The sequence below is a fragment of the Bacillus cereus group sp. N11 genome, assembly GCF_016483605.1.
Lineage (GTDB): Bacteria > Bacillota > Bacilli > Bacillales > Bacillaceae_G > Bacillus_A > Bacillus_A toyonensis.
Genome location: NZ_JAEHBN010000010.1, coordinates 110,695 through 131,116 on the forward strand (window position 1 = coordinate 110,695; position 20,422 = coordinate 131,116).

The window sequence follows — 20,422 nt, forward strand, 5'->3', positions numbered from 1 at the left end:
ATACAATATGTATATGGAAATAAATACAATTGAATAAGAACAGGGAAGTGGAGGAATTAGTAGTGCGAGTATTAGTAAGTGGTGGGGGTACTGGAGGCCATATTTATCCAGCTCTTGCTTTAATTAGAGAAATAAAAAAATTAAATCCGGAGGCAAGATTTTTATACATTGGTACAGAAAATGGATTAGAGAGTACCATCGTTCCAAAAGCTGGTATTCCGTTCCAATCTATTGTTATAAGTGGATTTAAACGAAAAATATCGTTAGATAATGTGAAAACGGTTATGCGTTTTCTAAAGGGTGTACAAGATAGTAAACGATATATTCGTCGTTTTAATCCGGATATAGTGATTGGAACGGGTGGATACGTATGTGGACCTGTTGTATATGCGGCAGCAAAACTAGGTATTCCAACTATTGTGCATGAACAAAATAGTGTACCAGGTGTAACGAATAAATTTTTAAGTCGTTACGTTGATAAAGTTGCGGTTTGTTTTGAAGCAGCTACAGAACATTTTCCACAGTCAAAAGTGGTAATGACAGGTAATCCGCGAGCATCAGAGGTAATGGATCAAAACGGAATGAAAGGGAAACGTTCAGTTGGTCTATCTCTTCCTAAAAAGTCCGTACTTATTTTTGGGGGAAGTCGCGGAGCTAGACCGATTAACGATGCTTTCGTAGAAGCGATTGAACAGTTTGGAAATAAAAGTTACGAAGTATTGTACGTAACAGGTGAAGTGCATTATGACAAAGTGATGGATGCTGTGAAGGAAAAAGGCAATCCGAATAATGTTATTATTAAACCTTTCATTCATAATATGCCAGAGGTACTAACTGGCGTTGATCTTGTTGTTTCAAGAGCCGGAGCAACAACACTTGCAGAATTAACAGCATTAGGTAAGCCGAGTGTGTTAATTCCGAGTCCGTACGTAACAAATAACCATCAGGAGAAGAATGCACTTTCAGTTGTTGATAAAGGAGCGGCGAAAATGTTACTTGAAAAAGAATTAACAGCTGAAACGCTTATTCGTGATATTGATGAGATTTTATTAGATACACAAACATTACAAAATATGAAGCTAGCTGCTAAGCAACTAGGTATTCCTGATGCAGCAAATAAGTTGTATGGAGTAATGAATAAGCTTGTGAAAAAATAACGTTAGGTGAACGCCCTGCATATTACTGTAATAAGGAAACTTAATATTGGGGGAGAGCGTCTATGGAACAATTAGTAAATGAGCTTATAGAAGCAAATGTTGGTCGCGTGTTAGTTAACGAGCCGTTAGCACGTTATACAACTATGAAGATAGGTGGACCAGCTGATATTTTAATTGTGCCAAAGCATGTTGCCGGTATTGAGAAAATATTGCAGTTAGTAAAGAAATATAAAATAAAGTGGACTGTAATTGGTCGAGGTTCAAACCTTCTTGTATCTGATAAAGGGATAGAAGGCGTTGTTATTCGTTTAGGAGAAGGATTAGACCACTTAGAGGTCGAAAAACATAGGGTAAGAGTTGGTGGCGGATATCCCCTTATTAAATTGTCAACATTACTTAGTCGCCAAGGGTTGGCTGGATTGGAATTTGCAAGTGGTATTCCAGGGAGTGTCGGTGGTGCAGTGTATATGAATGCTGGAGCACATAAATCAGACATATCAAACATATTGTCAAAGGCTCTAATTCTATTTGAAAACGGAACAATTGAATGGTTAACGAATAGAGGAATGGAGTTTTCATATCGTACATCTGTATTGCAAACGAAACGTCCTGGTATTGTTTTGGAGGCGGAGTTTCAATTACAGGTAGGAGAGCGTGAGGAAATCGTAAGAAACATGCAAAAGAATAAAGATTACCGCCGTGAAACACAACCGTGGAATCATCCTTGTGCTGGAAGTGTGTTTCGGAATCCAATCCCGTATTTTGCAGGAGATTTAGTAGAGAAAGCTGGGCTTCGTGGCTATCAAATAGGTGGAGCTCAAATTTCTGAAATGCATGGGAATTTTATTATTAATACTGGGGGAGCCTCAGCGCAAGATGTATTAGATTTGATTTCATTAATAAAGCATACAATTAAGGATAAATTTGGTGTAGAAATGCACACAGAAGTAGAAATCATTGGAAGATAACGGTTATTCATTCCGCTCATTATCATTTATGTTATAATAAGAAGATAAGAACGGCATGAGGAACATGCCGTTCTTTATGTTACATAGGGGGATCGTACATGAAAAATAGTAAAGTGATTAAACTACAAGATCGTGTACCAAAATTAAAAAATCAAAAGAAAAAAAACAAAAAAAAAGTTAATCATCGGTTGATTTTATACATATCAATTTTATTTTTATTAGTACTCTTTTTAATTTATTTTCGGTCTCCGCTTAGTAATATAAAAAAGATAAGTGTGTATGGAAATCATTATATGACAGATGACCAAGTAATGAAGGAATCAGGTGTGACATATGATACAAGTTATTTCCGAGTGACAGCACATAAAGCGGAAGAAAATTTAACGAAACGAAAAGAAATTAAAGCAGTAAATGTAAAAAAGCGTTTTCCAAACAAAATTGATGTTCATATTAAAGAATATGTAACGATTGGTTATATAAACAAAGATGGAAAATTACAACCGTTATTAGAAAATGGGAAAACACTTGATGTACTCCCGAATGGAAAACTTCCTGTTGCAGCACCAATTTTTGAACCTTTTAAAGAGGAGAAAATGAAGGGACTAATTGCTGAACTAGAAAAGTTAACTCCGACTATTTTAAGGTCTATTTCTGAAATTCGTTATTCACCGACGAATGCGAATGAAGACCATCTTACTTTATATATGAATGAAGGATATGAAGTGAGCACTACGATTCAAAATTTCGCAAAGCGTATGGAAACTTATCCACTTATTTTAAAAACAATTGAGCCAGGTAAGAAGGTGTTAATTGACTTAGAAGTAGGTGCATATACGAAAGAGTTAGGTGTAGAAGAAAAAAAAGAATAGAACGGTAGTATTCACTGCATTAATATAGAAAAAAGAGAAACGAATGTTCTATCATATGCATACGAATTTACTAGAATGGTTCATTTGATGAAAAATATGTAAAAATTCTTAGATTCATACTAGGATTGGTACAAGTTTCACTTTTCTATGAGTACATCTTAGTGTAGACTTATACTTGGCGGTAATTTTTACACTTGAAATAAAATTATTTCAAGATAAGCAGTTCTTCACAGGTTACTGCGATATTCTTAAATGAATGTTAAATAAAAATAAGAAAAATATAGGGTTAAAAAAGGGAAACGTATAAAGACGTTGAATATTTTTCTTATAAATAGTAAAGTTGCGATTGTTGTTCCATATATTGAGTTGTATGGTATAAATAAAGAAGGAGGTGCCAAAGAATGAACAGCAATGAAATATATGTTAGTCTTGACATCGGTACATCCAATGTTAAAGTCATCATTGGTGAAATGGTTAATGACAGCTTAAACATTATTGGTGTTGGAAATGTAAAATCGAATGGTTTAAAGAAGGGATCGATAGTCGATATAGATGAGACTGTTCGATCAATTAAAAAAGCAATTGAACAAGCTGAGCGCATGGTGGGAATCCACATTGAGCAAGTTGTAGTAGGTGTCAATGCAAACCAGGTACAGCTACTTCCTTGTCATGGAGTAGTCGCTGTTTCAAATGAAGATCGTGAAATCGGGAATGAAGATGTCTTACGCGTTCTAGATGCAGCACAAGTTGTGTCAATTGCTCCAGAACGTGAGTTTATTGATGTGGTACCTCGACAGTTCATCGTAGACGGTCTTGACGAGATTAACGATCCACGTGGAATGATCGGTGTAAGATTAGAAATGGAAGGTACACTTATTACAGGATCGAGAACCTTACTACATAACTTACTTCGTTGTGTAGAAAAAGCAGGTCTTGAAATTGTTGATATTTGTCTTCAACCTTTAGCGGCTGCAACAGTTGCTATATCTTCGGATGAAAAAAATAGAGGAGTAGCCCTTGTTGATATGGGGGGAGGATCTACGACTTTATCTATTTTTAAAGATGGAGAGTTACAAGCGACAAGCGTATTACCATTAGGTGGAGACCATATAACGAAGGATATTGCGATTGGGTTGAAAACTTCAACAGAAAATGCAGATCAAATTAAGTTGAAATATGGACATGCTTTTTATGATACAGCATCGGAAGAAGAAATGTTTACGGTTCCTATTATGGGAAGCGATCAAACAGAACAATATTCTCAGTTGGAGTTATCGGATATTATCGAGGCTCGTGTAGAGGAAATTTTAATGTTTGTTCAAGATGAAGTACGTAAGTTAGGAGTAAAGCAAGTAGCTTCTGGGTATGTACTAACTGGTGGAATAGCTTCTATGCCAGGTGTTCTTGATCTTGCATATGATATTTTACATGAAAATGTTCGTGTAGCAACTCCTGACTATATTGGTGTGCGTGAGCCCCAATATACAAGTGGAGTTGGATTAATTAAACATTCATATCAAAAAGCTAAATTACGTGGGAAAAATGTGCAGGAAAAGCAAGAACATTTTGAACCAGTACCAGCACCAGCACCAATGCCGGTACAACAACAACCTGCGAAACAAAAAACCCGTAATCAAAACAATAATAATCAAAATGATGACCGTATGATGTCAAAAGTAAAACGTGTATTCCGTTATTTATGGGATTAAAATTGGACACGAAAAATGAGGTTCTAGGGGGATTTCGACATGTTAGAGTTTGATACTACTCAAGATCAATTAGCGAATATAAAAGTTATCGGTGTCGGCGGTGGCGGAAACAATGCTGTAAACCGTATGATTGAGCACGGTGTACAAGGTGTTGACTTTATCGCTGTGAATACTGATGCACAAGCGTTAAATCTATCAAAAGCTGAAACAAAAATGCAAATTGGTGGAAAATTAACGCGTGGACTTGGTGCAGGCGCAAACCCTGAAGTAGGGAAAAAAGCGGCAGAAGAAAGTAAAGAACAGATCCAAGAAGCACTTCGTGGTGCAGATATGGTATTCGTAACTGCTGGTATGGGCGGCGGAACTGGAACTGGTGCAGCTCCAGTTGTTGCTCAAGTTGCAAAAGAACTAGGTGCATTAACAGTTGGTGTTGTAACACGTCCATTTACGTTTGAAGGACGTAAGCGTGCAACACAAGCTGCGTCTGGTATTGCGGCATTTAAAGAAAATGTAGATACACTTATTGTAATTCCAAACGATCGCTTATTAGAGATTGTTGATAAAAATACGCCAATGTTAGAAGCGTTCCGTGAAGCAGATAACGTATTACGTCAAGGTGTACAAGGTATTTCTGATTTAATTGCTACACCAGGTCTAATTAACTTAGACTTCGCAGACGTAAAAACAATTATGTCTAATAGAGGTTCTGCTTTAATGGGTATCGGTTCTGGTAATGGGGAAAATCGTGCTGCTGAAGCTGCGAAAAAAGCGATTTCTAGTCCATTACTAGAAACATCTATTGATGGAGCTCAAGGTGTTATTATGAATATTACGGGTGGAGCTAACTTAAGCTTATACGAAGTACAAGAAGCAGCAGACATTGTAGCTTCAGCTTCGGATCCAGAAGTAAATATGATCTTCGGTTCTGTTATTAATGAAGGATTAAAAGATGATATCATTGTAACTGTAATTGCAACTGGTTTTGATGATAGTATTGCAACTCAACCACCAAAACCAATGATTCGTCCGAATGCGAATCACGCGCAACAACAGCAACAACCAGTAGCTCAGCCTTCAAAACAACGTGAAGTAAAACGTGAAATGAAGCGTGAAGAGCCGGTTGTACATGAGCGTCATTCAGATTCAGATGATATCGATATTCCAGCATTTTTACGTAACCGTCGTAGACGATAAAAAAAAGGGGCATTCATGCTCCTTTTTTGTTTCTGAATGGAAAAGACCTGCTGAGCAGGTCTTTTTTTATTTTGTATATTTAAATTTATCTCGCATTAACGGCCCGTAAAAGCTCGGTTTATGTGGGTTAAAAGGAACCGATTCTACTGATTAAAATTGCGCGTTAAAGTTGTAGTACAGGATTTTTAATTTTCGTTACATATAGTTCAGCCCATCTGTCGGTAAAAAATAAAAACATATCATTCTATGAAACTATACTTTTATTTTTTACCGACAGATTATGTCTAGAAATCACAAAATAACAAAAAAACACCTCCGCAAATTGACACACTTTCCCATTGGATATGCATTATACTAGTCTCAACTTAAAAAAAGAGGTGAATTGTTTGGTTGTTTACGCCGACGTTGTTTGGTTGTTAAACGCCTGCATTGATTTTCTTTTACTTTTATTAACAGCTACCGTGTTAAAAAAGAAGATCAAAAGATGGAGGCTTGTGTTAGGGGCATTTATAGGTTCCACCATTGTTATTTTTGCCTTTACTCCTTTTGCTTCTATGATGACACATCCGATTATGAAACTACTGTACTCGTTACTTATTGTGTATACAGCCTTTGGGTTTACAACGTTTAGAAATTATACACAAACTGTTTTTACTTTTTACTTTGTCACTTTTATGGTTGGTGGAGGATTAATGGGAACTCATTTCTTTTTGCAAACGAATGAGATGGTAAATGGATTGGTTCAATCTCAATCGATTTCTTACGGTGATCCAATTAGTTGGTTGTTTGTTATTTTAGGTTTTCCAGTAATTTATTATTTTTCTAAAAAGCGTATTGAAAGCGTAGAAATCACGAAAATACACTATGACCAAATCGTGAAAGTGAAAATTCAATTAGCTGAAGAAGAATTGGAACTAGCAGGTTTAATTGACAGTGGGAATCAACTTTACGACCCGTTAACAAAAACACCCGTAATGATTATGCATATTTCATCATTAGAACATTGTTTGCCATCTTGGTTAACAGAACAAATTTATTCCAAAACAGAAATTCCTCAAATACCAGAAAAAGATTCTGGATGGGCGACAAAATTACGCTTAATTCCTTTCCGAGCAGTAGGAGTAGAGAGTCAATTTTTGTGGGCAATTAAGCCTGATAGTGTGCAAGTTGATCATGAAGGTAGTTCAATCGTTGTAAACAAAGTATTGATTGGGTTAAATACACAACAACTGTCTACCAATGGAGAGTATCAATGCATTGTACATCCAAAAATGTTGATTTCGCAAAAAATGGTAATTGCTTAATTATGAGAGGCGGGATAATATGATGAAATTAAAATTTTATTTAGTATACCTTTGGTATAAAGTATTGCTGAAACTAGGAATTAAGACCGATGAAATTTATTATATTGGTGGAAGTGAAGCGTTGCCACCGCCGTTAACGAAAGAAGAAGAAGAAGTTCTTTTGAATAAATTGCCAAAAGGCGATCAAGCGGCAAGGTCATTACTTATTGAACGCAACTTACGGCTAGTTGTATATATAGCAAGGAAATTTGAAAATACAGGGATAAATATTGAAGATTTAATCAGTATAGGAACAATTGGCCTTATTAAAGCGGTAAATACATTTAATCCAGAAAAGAAAATAAAATTAGCAACATATGCATCTCGTTGTATAGAAAATGAGATTTTAATGCATTTGCGCCGAAATAATAAAAATCGTTCGGAAGTGTCTTTTGATGAACCGCTTAACATTGATTGGGATGGGAATGAACTGTTGTTATCAGATGTATTAGGTACAGATGATGATATTATTACAAAAGATTTAGAGGCTACTGTAGATCGTCATCTTCTAATGAAAGCATTGCACCAATTAAATGATCGGGAAAAACAAATTATGGAGCTTCGATTTGGGCTTGCTGGAGAAGAGGAAAAGACGCAAAAAGATGTGGCGGATATGCTTGGGATTTCACAGTCATACATTTCACGTTTAGAAAAAAGAATCATAAAAAGGTTACGAAAAGAATTTAATAAAATGGTGTAAAGAATAAGACCAGCCTTTATGTAGGCTGGTCTTATTCTGTTTAGTTGTAGAAGAAGGGGGAATTAAAATGAAAAATGAAGAGAAAACCACATGCATAAAATCCCCTTCAAAGGAAATACTTTACACTGTACAGCAACTCCCGATAGGAGGGAACACTTTGACGAGAAACAAAGTAGAAATTTGCGGTGTTGATACAGCAAAACTTCCAGTACTAAAAAATGAAGAAATGCGTAAATTATTTCGTGAAATGCAAAGTGGAGAGATAAGCGCAAGAGAGAAATTAGTGAATGGAAACTTACGTCTTGTATTGAGCGTCATCCAAAGATTTAATAACAGAGGAGAATATGTTGACGATTTATTTCAAGTTGGTTGCATCGGACTTATGAAATCCATTGATAACTTTGATTTAGGCCAAAATGTAAAATTTTCAACGTATGCTGTGCCGATGATTATTGGAGAAATACGCAGATATTTGCGTGACAACAATCCGATTCGCGTATCTCGCTCGTTACGAGATATTGCGTATAAAGCGTTGCAAGTAAGAGAAAAATTGATCGCAGAAAATTCAAAAGAACCAACAGCAATGGATATTGCAAAAGTGCTAGAAGTGACTCACGAAGAGATTGTATTTGCTTTAGATGCGATTCAAGATCCAGTGTCATTATTTGAGCCGATTTATAACGATGGGGGAGATCCTATCTTTGTTATGGATCAATTAAGTGATGAAAAACAAAAGGACGAGCAGTGGGTTGAAGAGTTAGCGCTGAAAGAAGGCATGAAGCGTTTAAATGATCGTGAAAAGATGATTATTCGAAAACGGTTCTTTCAAGGAAAAACACAAATGGAAGTTGCAGAAGAAATCGGGATTTCTCAAGCTCAAGTATCACGCTTAGAGAAATCGGCTATTAAACAAATGAATAAAACGATTCAAGGATAAGGTCTCACCATTTATGGTGAGGCCTTTTTATATGTACTATTATAGTTTGCGTTCATAGCAATGAGGTCGTGTTCATATAATGAAAATAATATGAACCTTAGTAGCGGTTACTTCCTGTTAATATGAAATACAGTAGTCTGTGTACTTCCAATTCGCCATATAAGGGAGAGGATGAGAGTGATACGGATTTCAGAGTTACAGATGAAGGATGTTATAAATATTTCAGATGGGAAAAGGCTTGGAAATATTGGAGATATTGAGATTGATATCGATACAGGGAAGATTTGCTCTATTATTATTTCCAAACAGGCACGTATGCTTGGGATTTTTGGGAAAGACGTAGAAATTATAGTTCCTTGGGAGGAAGTTATGAAAATCGGGGAAGATGTCATACTTGTAAGAGTAAATCCTGTTAATTCTGTAACAGAATCAATACAAACAACGACAATTTCATAAAGAATATTACAAATTCCTCTTTTTTTTCTGTTGGTATTATGAAAAAATAAAAGTATGGTAAAATAGACAGGAAGTACCATGCTTTTTTCTGTTATTTTAATTAAAAAGGAGCCGCTTTATGAGAGAACCATTTAAATATGTGGACGGTATACTGTATTTACAAGCGTGGAAAGAACTTGGAAACATTACTGCTGGATTTACGACAAAAGATGGTGGGATAAGTACGGGCTCCTTTCATGCGATGAATTTAGGATTACATGTGAATGATATCGTGGAGAACGTTCATGAAAACAGACGCATTTTAGCAAATAAGTTACAAAAACCATTGGAAAACTGGATTTGCTCTGAACAAGTTCATGATCACCAGGTTGAAAAAGTAGGACAACAAGAAAAAGGAAGTGGCGTCTATTCATATGAGGATGGCATTTCAAAAACAGATGGCATTTATACGACTAATAACGATGTTCTTTTAACGTCTTGTTACGCGGATTGTGTCCCACTCTATTTTTATGCACCATCACATGGTATGATAGGACTTGCGCATGCTGGGTGGAAAGGGACTGTAAAAGAGATTGCAAATGAAATGATTCAAAAATGGAGTGCAGAAGGGATTTCAAGTGATGAAATTCATGTTGCAATTGGACCGGCAATCGGATCTTGTTGTTATGTTGTTGATGATAGAGTGTTAACAGCGGCACAGCAAGTAGTAAACGGTTCTGTCCCATATAAAAAAATTTCTGATGGACAGTACGCAATTAATTTAAAAGAAATTAATCGTATATTATGTGTACAAGCAGGCATAAAAGAAGAGCATATTGTAATGTCATCTCTTTGTACAAGCTGTGAAGAACAACTATTTTTCTCTCATCGTCGTGATCAAGGGAAGACAGGGAGAATGTTGAGTTTCATAGGTTTTAAGGAGGAAGAAAACAAGTGACAGTACAAGAAAATTTAATAATTGTAAACGAAGCTATTAAAGAATCTTGCACACGAGCTGGACGTTCGTTGCAAGATATTAAACTTGTTGCAGTTACAAAAACTGTAGGGATTGAAAAAACAAACGAAGTAATGGAAGCTGGAATTATCGATTTAGGTGAAAATAGAAATGAAGGTTTCTTACAGAAATACGAGCATTTTGGCTCAAAAGTTAATTGGCACTTTATTGGCTCATTACAAACGAGAAAAGTAAAAGAAATCATTAATGAAATTGATTATTTACATTCGTTAGATCGTCTTTCTCTGGCGAAAGAAATTCAGAAACGTGCTGATAAGAAAGTGAAATGCTTTATTCAAGTGAAAACCTCATCTGAAGAATCAAAGCAAGGATTGGCAATAGAAGAAACAGTTTCTTTTATTCAAAGTTTGCAAGAATTGGATAAGATTGAAGTGGTTGGACTAATGACGATGGCGCCATTTACAGAAGAAGAGGAAGAAGTTCGTCGCTGCTTTAAGGACTTGCGCAAGCTACAAATAGAGGTGCAGGAGCTAAATCTATTACATGCGCCATGTAAAGAATTATCAATGGGAATGTCCAATGATTACACGATTGCAATTGAAGAAGGTGCTACATATATTCGTTTGGGAACGATTTTAGTAGGAAAAGCGTAAAAGGAAGGAGAATCTTATTATGAGTTGGTCAAAAGTAAAATACTTCTTTTTTGATACACCAGAAGAAAAAGAAGCAGCTCAATATAGCTATGAAAAGGAGCAAACGGATATGAAGAAGCAGCAAGATCCGCCGGAACAACAAGATGTTACGTTTCCGAAAGCACAACCGAAACAAAATGTTGTGAGCATTGAAACGGCAAAGCAATCTTCAAAAGTTGTTTTATTAGAACCACGCACGTATTCGGAAGCGCAAGGTATTGCGGACCATTTGAAAGGTAGACGAGCTGTTGTAATTAATTTGCAAAGAATGTCTACTGATCAAGCAGTACGTATCGTTGACTTTTTAAGTGGTACTGTATACGCTATAGGCGGGGACATTCAAAAAATAGGACCGAAAACATTTATGTGTACACCTGAAAATGTAGATATTGTTGGTGCAATTTCAGAATTATTCGGCGAAGAAGAAGAAACAAATATAAAGAGGTGGTAATACGCCATGACAACCGTTTTAAATGTTTTACTTACTGCTATCGAGATTTACTCGTGGGCACTTATCATTTACATCCTCCTATCATGGTTTCCTGGTGCAAAGGAATCAACTTTTGGAGATTTTCTTGCACGTATTTGTGAACCGTATTTAGAACCATTTCGCAGATTTATTCCGCCGTTTGGTATGATTGATATCTCTCCACTCGTTGCGATTTTTGCGTTAAAACTTGCTAAAAGTGGTTTGTTCAGTTTGTTCAGCTATTTCTTGTAATAAGAGGCTAAATACATGAGCATTTACGAACATTTCAGACCTGATGAAGAGGTCTTTGTAGATAAAGTGCTAGAGTGGAAGCGAGCAGCAGAGTACCATCAAGTGAAACTAACAGATTTCCTTGATCCAAGACAGCAACAAATTGTTTCTATGGTAATTGGACAAGGAGATGTTGCTGTGCAATTTGACGGTGCAACGCCTTACGCAGAGCGTAAAAGAGCACTTATTTATCCAGACTATCTAGAATTAAATGAAGAAGAATTTCAAGTAGAAGTATTAGAAATTGACTATCCTTCCAAGTTTTATACGCTAGAACATAGGCAAATATTAGGTACATTTATGTCACTTGGTTTAACGAGAGAAAAATGTGGTGATATTTTGCTTCAAGAAAATCGTGCCCAAATTGTAGTTGCGAAAGAAATCGTATCTTACATTGAGATGAACTTACAAGCAATAGGGAAAGTAAAAGTCTCCTTATCAGCAGTACAAGGAGAACAAATTCTACAGACTCATGAAACGTGGGGAGAGAAATCTGGAACGGTTTCTTCACTTCGCTTAGATGTTATGTTGGCTGAAATGTTACATATATCCAGACAGAAAGTGCAACCTTTCATAAAAAATGGTTTAGTAAAAGTCAATTGGAAAACAGTAGAGCAAACTTCTTATGAATGTTATCCAGGAGATGTGTTTTCGGTGAGAGGATATGGGCGAAGTAAATTGTTTTCTGTAGAAGGTAGAACAAAACGCGACAAATGGAGAATTTTGTATGGTATACTAAAATGATTGGTTTTTTAGAAGGAAATCCTCCTATTTTGTCGAAGAAAAGATATAATTGAAAGAGGAAATTTAGATAACTACTTGGAGGTGGCGTTGTGCCGTTAACACCATTAGATATTCATAACAAAGAATTTGGTCGCGGATTCCGTGGCTATGATGAAGATCAAGTAAATGAGTTTCTTGATCAAATTATCAAAGATTATGAATTAGTCATTCGTGAGAAAAAAGCTTTAGAAGAAAAAGTTGCGCAATTAGAAGGAAAGTTAGATCATTTTTCTAACATTGAAGATACGTTAAACAAATCTATCGTTGTTGCACAAGAAGCAGCGGAAGAAGTAAAACGTAATGCGCAAAAAGAAGCGAAATTAATCGTACGTGAAGCTGAAAAAAATGCAGATCGTATCATTAACGAAGCTTTAGTAAAATCAAGAAAAGTTGCTTTTGATATTGAAGAGCTAAAGAAACAAGCGAAAGTATTCCGAACTCGTTTCCGTATGTTATTAGAGACACAGCTTGAAATGCTAAACAACGATGATTGGGATAAACTAATTGAGTTAGAAGACGAAGTAGATGAGCTGTTGAAAAAAGAAGAAACAGTGTAAGCTTGACGTTTTTCTCATTATTACATATAATTTTAAACAACATATTTATTAAGAAAAACGAAGATAGGGATAAGTACCTTTTCAAACCTTATATAGCGAACTGAGGACGGTGTAAGCTCAGGATAAGGAGATTAGTGGGAATATCACCCTGGAGTTCCGCGCTGAACAAATAGAGTAAGCGTAGGCGTGTATTCGCGTTAAGAATATAAAGAGGGTTTTATACATATGTATAGAATCTACTAGGGTGGTACCGCGGGAGACTTTCTCGTCCCTTTTTGGGATGAGAAGGTCTCTTTTTTATTCCGTTTTTTAAGTATTTCTTTTATACATGTAAGGAGGAATTGAGCATGGAGTACAAAAATACATTACTGATGCCAAAAACAGAGTTCCCAATGCGTGGGAATTTACCAAAACGTGAGCCTGCAATGCAAGAAAAATGGGCTGAAATGAATATTTATGAAAAAGTACAAGAACATACAAAAGGGCGTCCTTTATTTGTATTGCATGATGGACCTCCATATGCGAATGGTGACATTCATATGGGACATGCATTAAATAAAGTGTTAAAAGACTTTATTGTTCGCTATAAGTCAATGACTGGTTTCAGTGCACCATATGTTCCAGGTTGGGATACGCACGGTTTACCAATCGAACAAGCGTTAACGAATAAAGGTGTAAAACGTAAAGAAATGACAGTTGCTGAGTTCCGTAAGTTATGTGCAGAGTATGCATATGAACAAGTAGAACGTCAACGTGAACAATTTAAGCGCCTAGGTGTACGTGCAGATTGGGATAATCCATATATTACTTTAGAGCCAGCTTATGAAGCACAACAAATTAAAGTGTTTGGTGATATGGCGAAAAAAGGTTACATCTATAAAGGGCAAAAACCAGTTTACTGGTCTCCAACAAGTGAGTCTGCTTTAGCAGAAGCTGAAATTGAATACCAAGATAAAAAATCAGCATCTATTTATGTAGCGTTCCCTGTAAAAGACGGAAAGAACGTATTAGAAGGTGATGAGAAATTTATCATTTGGACAACAACTCCTTGGACATTACCTGCGAACTTAGGTATTTCTGTTCATCCAGAGCTTGAATATAGCATTGTAAAAGTAAATGACGAGAAATATATTATCGCTTCTGAATTATTTGAGACAGTTGCAAAAACGTTAGAGTGGGAAAAAGCTGAAGTTGTGAAAACGGTAAAAGGTAGCGAACTTGAGTATACAGTTGCAAAACACCCATTCTACGAGCGTGATTCATTAGTTATGCTAGGAGATCACGTAACAACAGATGCAGGTACAGGTTGTGTTCATACAGCACCAGGACATGGGGAAGATGACTTCGTTGTTGGTAAAAAATATGGATTAGAAGTACTTTGCCCAGTTGATGATAAAGGTGTATTAACAAATGAAGCACCTGGATTTGAAGGCTTATTCTATGATAAAGCTAACAAGCCAATTACAGAAAAATTAGAAGAAGTAGGCGCGTTACTGAAACTAACATTCATTACGCATTCATACCCACATGATTGGAGAACGAAAAAACCAATTATTTTCCGTGCGACAGCACAGTGGTTTGCATCTATTGAAGCATTCCGTAAAGAGTTATTAGAAGCTGTTGCGGAAACGAAATGGGTACCAGCATGGGGCGAAACTCGTCTTCATAACATGGTTCGTGACCGTGGTGACTGGTGTATTTCTCGTCAGCGTGCATGGGGTGTGCCAATTCCTGTATTCTATGCTGAGAATGGTGATCCAATTATTACAGATGAAACAATTAACCATGTAGCAGATTTATTCCGTGAACACGGTTCTAACGTATGGTTTGAGCGTGAAGCGAAAGATCTATTACCAGAAGGATTTACACATCCAGGTAGCCCAAATGGTGAATTCCGTAAAGAAACAGATATCATGGATGTATGGTTCGACTCAGGTTCATCTCACCAAGCGGTATTAGAAGAACGCGATGACTTACAACGTCCAGCTGATTTATATTTAGAAGGATCTGACCAATATCGTGGTTGGTTTAACTCTTCATTATCAACAGCAGTTGCTGTAACAGGTAAAGCTCCATATAAAGGCGTACTAAGCCATGGTTTCGTACTAGATGGTGAAGGACGTAAAATGAGTAAGTCGATTGGAAACATCGTCGTACCGAAGAAAATTATGGATCAATTAGGCGGAGATATTTTACGTTTATGGGTATCATCTGTTGACTATCAATCTGACGTACGTATTTCAGATGATATTTTAAAACAAGTAGCAGAAGTGTATCGTAAAATCCGTAACACATTCCGTTTCTTATTAGGCAACTTAGATGACTTTAAGCCAAGTGAAAACACAGTAGCGGTAGCTGAACTTCGTGAAGTAGATCGTTACATGTTAGTGAAGTTAAATGACTTAATTACAAAAGTAAAAGAAGCATATGAAACATATGACTTTGCTGCTGTATATCATGCTATTCACAACTTCTGTACAATTGATCTAAGTTCATTCTACTTAGACTTTGCAAAAGACATTTTATACATTGAAGGTGCAAATCACGCGGATCGTCGTGCAATTCAAACTGTATTATATGACGTTCTTGTTGCATTAACGAAACTTGTAACACCAATCTTACCTCATACAGCTGATGAAGTATGGCCATATGTTCCAGGTGTAACAGAAGAAAGCGTACAGTTAACTAACATGCCGGAAGCTACAGAAGTAGAGGGTTCGGAAGCATTAAAAGCGAAATGGGATGCATTTATGACATTACGTGATGACGTATTAAAAGCGTTAGAAGTAGCTCGTAATGAGAAAGTAATTGGTAAGTCACTAAATGCGAGCATTACCCTTTATCCAACTGCAGAAATGAAAGTAATGTTAGAGTCTATTAGCGAAGACTTGAAGCAATTATTCATCGTTTCTGAATATAAACTTGGTGGTATGATGGAAGAAGCTCCAGCAGATGCGCCTAAGTATGAGCATACAGCGGTTGTCGTTTCTCAAGCAACTGGTGAAACATGCGAACGTTGTTGGGTAGTTTCAGAAACAATTGGTAAAGATGCTGAACATGAAACATTATGTGAGCGTTGTGCATCAGTTGTTAAAGAAAACTATGTAAAATAATAAAAAACTGACTGCTATGGATGCAGTCAGTTTTTTTATTGATGGTATATCGAAATAACTTTCAGGCTCTTTCCTGTGAAGGAAAAATGTGTGTGAGGTAAGCAAATAAATTTCGGACACACTAACTGTACATTACAGCTAGGAGGAATGTACACGTGAATGAAATTTACATGGAAATAAAAGAAGAATTGCAATTGATGAGAAAAGAGTTGCAAGAGAGACTAGCTAAAGAAGTAATGCACAAATATGATGCTGAGTTCAGCCAAGAGCTTGGATATGAAATTAAGGAAGGGATAAAGAAAAAATTGCTATTACATGATATAAAAGAGGACTTAAAGGATGTAGAACGCGCATTATTTAAAATGGAAATAGATATGTACGGTATTTGTGAAGAGACGGGGAGAGTAATTTCGACAAAGCAAATGAAAACAATGCCGACTGCCCGTACGATTCATGAATTTTTCTATGAAAAGGTAAATGTATGAATACGCACAACGATATTATATTACCTTTTTTTAATTTATTTTATTCTTCTATAAAGGTTCATTGTGAAAAGGTAGCAGCTATGCTAAAATTTTGAGGTACACTGTCTTTGTGGGGGAAATGAAAATGATATATTATGTAATAGCGTTATTTGTCATTGCCATCGATCAAATATCGAAGTGGCTAATTGTAAAGAACATGGAATTGGGTATGAGCATTCCGATAATCGATAATGTATTATACATAACATCACATCGAAATAGAGGAGCTGCCTGGGGGATTTTAGAAAATAAAATGTGGTTTTTCTACATTATTACGGTTGTCTTTGTAGTATTTATCGTAATGTATATGAAAAAATATGCAAAAACAGACAAGCTTCTAGGAATTTCATTAGGTCTAATTTTAGGTGGAGCAATTGGTAACTTTATTGATCGTGTATTTAGACAAGAAGTAGTGGATTTTATTCACGTGTATATTTTCTCGTACAACTATCCAGTATTCAATGTAGCTGATTCAGCGTTATGTATTGGTGTTGTATTAATTATTATTCAAACATTATTAGAAGGCAAGAAAACGAAGGAGTAATTGAATGAGTGAAGTAGTACAGGTAACAGTTGCAGAAGAACAAAAAAGTGAGCGAATCGATAAATTCGTTGCAGAAATTAACAGTGAATGGTCACGTTCACAAGTACAGCAATGGATTAAAGATGATGTTGTAACAGTGAATGGGAAATCGGTAAAAGTAAATTATAAAGTTAAAGAAAATGATGAAATTACAGTAACGATTCCTGATCCGGAAGAGTTAGATATTCAAGCGGAAGATATGAACTTAGAAATTTATTATGAAGATGCAGATGTACTTGTTGTAAATAAGCCACGTGGTATGGTTGTACATCCAGCACCAGGTCATACAAGTGGCACACTTGTGAATGGTCTTATGCATCATTGTACAGATTTATCAGGCATTAACGGTGTAATGCGTCCTGGTATCGTGCATCGTATTGATAAAGATACATCTGGTCTATTAATGGTTGCTAAAAATGATATGGCACACGAATCACTTGTAAATCAACTTGTAGCAAAAACAGTAACAAGACGTTACAAAGCGATTGTACACGGTGTTATTCCGCATGATAAGGGAACGATTGATGCTCCGATTGCTCGTGATAAGAAAGAACGTCAAAGTATGACAGTTGATGAAAATGGTAAGCATGCTGTTACGCATTTCCAAGTGTTAGAGCGTTTCAAAGATTTCACACTTGTAGAATGTCGCTTAGAAACAGGACGTACACACCAAATTCGTGTTCATATGAAATATATTGGCTATCCACTTGCAGGAGATCCAAAGTATGGACCAAAGAAAACATTAGACATGAATGGACAGGCACTTCATGCAGGTATTTTAGGATTTGACCACCCTCGTACTGGTGAATATATTCAGTTTGAGGCACCGATTCCAGAAGTGTTTGAAGAGACTTTAAATATTTTACGGAAATAGTATTGACAAATCATGAGAAAACTGAGATACTGACAACAGTTAAATAATGATCCTTTAACACAGCCCCGTGAGGTTGAGAAGGTAACGGTTTGAAATACTTAGGGTATGTTGTACCCTTTTTTCAAAAGTCCTCTCGCACACGCTGAGAGGACTTTTTTTATACCATTACTCTCACGCAAGAAAAATAGCTTGGAGGTGTAGAGCATGCAGGAAAAAGCTGTCGTTTTAGATGACCAAATGATTCGCCGCGCTTTAACACGAATTAGTCATGAAATCGTGGAACGAAATAAAGGTGTCGATAATTGTGTTCTTGTCGGAATTAAAACACGTGGAATTTTTATTGCACAACGTTTGGCAGAACGAATTGGTCAAATTGAAGGAAAAGAGATGGAAGTAGGAGAGTTAGATATAACTTTATATCGTGATGACTTAACACTTCAATCAAAGAATAAAGAACCACTAGTAAAAGGTTCAGATATTCCAGTAGATATTACGAAGAAAAAAGTAATCCTTGTAGATGATGTATTGTATACAGGAAGAACAGTTCGAGCTGCGATGGATGCTCTTATGGATTTAGGAAGACCATCACAAATTCAATTAGCTGTTCTTGTAGATAGAGGACATCGTGAATTACCAATTCGCGCTGATTATGTAGGAAAGAACATTCCAACATCAAGTGAAGAGCGTATCGAAGTTGATTTGCAAGAGACAGATCAACAAGATCGAGTAAGTATATACGATAAGTAAAGCCCTTTTAAATGTAGTCCTGTGAGGCTGCCAAAGGGTCTTGGCTTTCATATGTCGAATTTGGCATACGAAAGTATAGGACTCTTTGTGCACAGGCACAAAGAGTTTTTTTATTGCAAAGATTTAAACTGAAGGAGGATGTAACAATGGAACAAAAGCCAGTGTTAGACGTTAATGAAGTACCGAAACCGGGAAAATGGTTATTTTTAAGTATACAACATTTGTTCGCGATGTTTGGATCAACAGTGCTTGTTCCATTTTTAACAGGATTGAATCCGTCAGTAGCGTTAATATCAAGTGGATTAGGAACGCTAGCGTTTCTTCTTATAACGAAAGGTCAAGTACCTGCGTATTTAGGATCATCATTCGCCTTTATCGCACCGATTATTGCAGCAAAAACAGCAGGTGGCCCCGGAGCAGCGATGCTTGGTGGTTTACTTGCAGGACTGGTGTACATCTTAATTTCAATCGGAATTAAGAAATCTGGATCAGCGTGGATTATGAAATTACTTCCGCCAATCGTAGTTGGTCCGGTAGTAATGGTAATCGGTTTAGCTTTAGCGCATACAGCAGTGAACATGGCGATGAACGGTACGGATGGTAAGTATAGCATTACACACTTTTCAGTAGCACTAGTAACATTAGCAATTACAATCATTTGCTCCATATTTGGAAGAGGATTTTTCAGCATCATACCGGTGTTACTTGGAATCATCGGCGGATATATCTTCGCTTACTTCCAAGGGCTAGTAGATTTAAAACCGGTAGCTGAGGCGAAATGGTTTGTCGTACCTGATTTCACAGTACCGTTTGTAACATACACACCAGAGTTTTCGTGGAAGATTGTACTCTTAATGGTGCCAGTAGCACTAGTAACAATTTCAGAACATATCGGACATCAAATTGTACTTGGAAATGTTATTAAAAGAGATTTAATTGAAAAACCAGGTTTACACCGTTCAATCTTTGGGGATGGGGTAGCAACATTAATCGCATCACTAATCGGTGGACCACCGAATACAACATACGGTGAAAACATCGGTGTGCTAGCAATTACGAGAGCGTATAGTGTATACTTATTCATCGGTTCAGCAGTATTCGCAATCATGTTTGGATTTATCGGGAAGATTTCAGCACTGATCCACTCGATTCCAACACCAGTTATGGGTGGTGTATCAATCTTACTATTCGGTGTAATCGCATCAAGTGGTTTACGCATGATGGTAGATGATAGAACAGATTTAAGTGACAAACGAAACTTAATGATTGCATCAGTTATACTAGTAATTGGTATTGGCGGAGCGGTACTTCACGTAGGAGAATCGTTCCAAGTAGAAGGAATGGCACTAGCAGCAATTGTAGGTGTACTGTTAAATCTACTACTACCAGAAACGAAACAAATAAAACAATCTAAGCAGATTGCTTCATAAAAACAACCTTTTAATTCAGTCCTGTGAGACAGAAAAGGGTGGCTTCTTCCTTGCACCCTAGTCTCACATGA

At 36.5% G+C, this 20,422-nt stretch carries 21 protein-coding genes and 1 other annotated feature; all 21 genes read left to right on the forward strand.

The window, feature by feature from the left end:
• The first annotated feature begins 62 nt into the window (after positions 1 to 62).
• The 21 genes from murG to uraA all read left to right on the forward strand — a co-directional run bounded on the left by murG (position 63) and on the right by uraA (position 20,351).
• Positions 63 to 1,157 (forward strand): undecaprenyldiphospho-muramoylpentapeptide beta-N-acetylglucosaminyltransferase, encoded by a 1,095-nt coding sequence (murG, locus tag JDS98_RS17700; RefSeq protein ID WP_001265419.1) that lies wholly within the window; start codon positions 63 to 65, stop codon positions 1,155 to 1,157.
• A gap of 62 nt (positions 1,158 to 1,219) precedes the next feature.
• Entirely contained in the window at positions 1,220 to 2,125 is a 906-nt protein-coding gene (gene murB, locus JDS98_RS17705; RefSeq protein WP_000437053.1) for a UDP-N-acetylmuramate dehydrogenase, read from the forward strand.
• A 98-nt stretch (positions 2,126 to 2,223) separates the two neighbouring features.
• Positions 2,224 to 2,994 carry a cell division protein DivIB gene (gene divIB / locus JDS98_RS17710; protein WP_199634165.1) on the forward strand — a complete coding sequence of 257 codons (771 nt, stop codon included), beginning with the start codon at positions 2,224 to 2,226 and terminating at the stop codon, positions 2,992 to 2,994.
• Between the two features lie 401 nt (positions 2,995 to 3,395).
• Complete coding sequence (gene ftsA / locus JDS98_RS17715; RefSeq protein WP_001087556.1) at positions 3,396 to 4,703, forward strand: cell division protein FtsA; 1,308 nt, start codon at positions 3,396 to 3,398, stop codon at positions 4,701 to 4,703.
• 39 nt (positions 4,704 to 4,742) lie between these two features.
• Positions 4,743 to 5,897: a cell division protein FtsZ gene (ftsZ, locus tag JDS98_RS17720; protein ID WP_000888976.1), complete on the forward strand. Its 1,155-nt coding sequence runs from the start codon at positions 4,743 to 4,745 to the stop codon at positions 5,895 to 5,897.
• A 386-nt stretch (positions 5,898 to 6,283) separates the two neighbouring features.
• Entirely contained in the window at positions 6,284 to 7,201 is a 918-nt protein-coding gene (spoIIGA, locus tag JDS98_RS17725) for a sigma-E processing peptidase SpoIIGA (protein WP_000261990.1), read from the forward strand.
• Between the two features lie 19 nt (positions 7,202 to 7,220).
• Entirely contained in the window at positions 7,221 to 7,940 is a 720-nt protein-coding gene (sigE, locus tag JDS98_RS17730; protein ID WP_000976947.1) for an RNA polymerase sporulation sigma factor SigE, read from the forward strand.
• Between the two features lie 157 nt (positions 7,941 to 8,097).
• The gene (gene sigG, locus JDS98_RS17735; protein WP_000197755.1) at positions 8,098 to 8,877 is read left to right on the forward strand and encodes an RNA polymerase sporulation sigma factor SigG; all 780 of its coding nucleotides are present in this window, start codon (positions 8,098 to 8,100) and stop codon (positions 8,875 to 8,877) included.
• A gap of 171 nt (positions 8,878 to 9,048) precedes the next feature.
• Positions 9,049 to 9,333, forward strand: coding sequence for a YlmC/YmxH family sporulation protein (locus tag JDS98_RS17740; RefSeq protein ID WP_033657297.1), 285 nt, complete (start codon positions 9,049 to 9,051; stop codon positions 9,331 to 9,333).
• Between the two features lie 118 nt (positions 9,334 to 9,451).
• Positions 9,452 to 10,270 (forward strand): peptidoglycan editing factor PgeF, encoded by an 819-nt coding sequence (pgeF, locus tag JDS98_RS17745; RefSeq protein WP_001209014.1) that lies wholly within the window; start codon positions 9,452 to 9,454, stop codon positions 10,268 to 10,270.
• Positions 10,267 to 10,941 (forward strand): YggS family pyridoxal phosphate-dependent enzyme, encoded by a 675-nt coding sequence (locus JDS98_RS17750; RefSeq protein ID WP_000218001.1) that lies wholly within the window; start codon positions 10,267 to 10,269, stop codon positions 10,939 to 10,941. Before pgeF ends, JDS98_RS17750 begins: the two co-directional genes overlap by 4 nt.
• 19 nt (positions 10,942 to 10,960) lie before the next feature.
• Positions 10,961 to 11,431 (forward strand): cell division protein SepF, encoded by a 471-nt coding sequence (locus tag JDS98_RS17755; RefSeq protein WP_000119137.1) that lies wholly within the window; start codon positions 10,961 to 10,963, stop codon positions 11,429 to 11,431.
• Between the two features lie 6 nt (positions 11,432 to 11,437).
• Positions 11,438 to 11,701 (forward strand): YggT family protein, encoded by a 264-nt coding sequence (locus JDS98_RS17760; RefSeq protein WP_000214326.1) that lies wholly within the window; start codon positions 11,438 to 11,440, stop codon positions 11,699 to 11,701.
• 15 nt (positions 11,702 to 11,716) lie between these two features.
• Positions 11,717 to 12,484, forward strand: a complete 768-nt coding sequence (locus tag JDS98_RS17765) for a YlmH family RNA-binding protein (RefSeq protein ID WP_098137290.1) — start codon at positions 11,717 to 11,719, stop codon at positions 12,482 to 12,484.
• A gap of 89 nt (positions 12,485 to 12,573) precedes the next feature.
• Positions 12,574 to 13,080, forward strand: a complete 507-nt coding sequence (divIVA, locus tag JDS98_RS17770; RefSeq protein ID WP_001131611.1) for a septum site-determining protein DivIVA — start codon at positions 12,574 to 12,576, stop codon at positions 13,078 to 13,080.
• A 51-nt stretch (positions 13,081 to 13,131) separates the two neighbouring features.
• Positions 13,132 to 13,356 (forward strand) — a binding site (T-box leader).
• 71 nt (positions 13,357 to 13,427) lie between these two features.
• A complete protein-coding gene (gene ileS2 / locus JDS98_RS17775; RefSeq protein ID WP_000455940.1) occupies positions 13,428 to 16,193 on the forward strand; it encodes an isoleucine--tRNA ligase in 2,766 nt (921 codons plus the stop codon).
• Positions 16,194 to 16,348: 155 nt separating this feature from the next.
• Entirely contained in the window at positions 16,349 to 16,678 is a 330-nt protein-coding gene (locus JDS98_RS17780) for a TraR/DksA C4-type zinc finger protein (RefSeq protein ID WP_098137289.1), read from the forward strand.
• 124 nt (positions 16,679 to 16,802) lie between these two features.
• Entirely contained in the window at positions 16,803 to 17,261 is a 459-nt protein-coding gene (gene lspA / locus JDS98_RS17785) for a lipoprotein signal peptidase LspA (protein WP_000642175.1), read from the forward strand.
• 4 nt (positions 17,262 to 17,265) lie between these two features.
• Positions 17,266 to 18,174, forward strand: coding sequence for an RluA family pseudouridine synthase (locus JDS98_RS17790; RefSeq protein WP_000005848.1), 909 nt, complete (start codon positions 17,266 to 17,268; stop codon positions 18,172 to 18,174).
• Between the two features lie 204 nt (positions 18,175 to 18,378).
• Positions 18,379 to 18,921 carry a bifunctional pyrimidine operon transcriptional regulator/uracil phosphoribosyltransferase gene (gene pyrR, locus JDS98_RS17795; protein ID WP_001156491.1) on the forward strand — a complete coding sequence of 181 codons (543 nt, stop codon included), beginning with the start codon at positions 18,379 to 18,381 and terminating at the stop codon, positions 18,919 to 18,921.
• A gap of 146 nt (positions 18,922 to 19,067) precedes the next feature.
• Positions 19,068 to 20,351 (forward strand): uracil permease, encoded by a 1,284-nt coding sequence (gene uraA, locus JDS98_RS17800; RefSeq protein WP_140158506.1) that lies wholly within the window; start codon positions 19,068 to 19,070, stop codon positions 20,349 to 20,351.
• Positions 20,352 to 20,422: the final 71 nt, after the last annotated feature.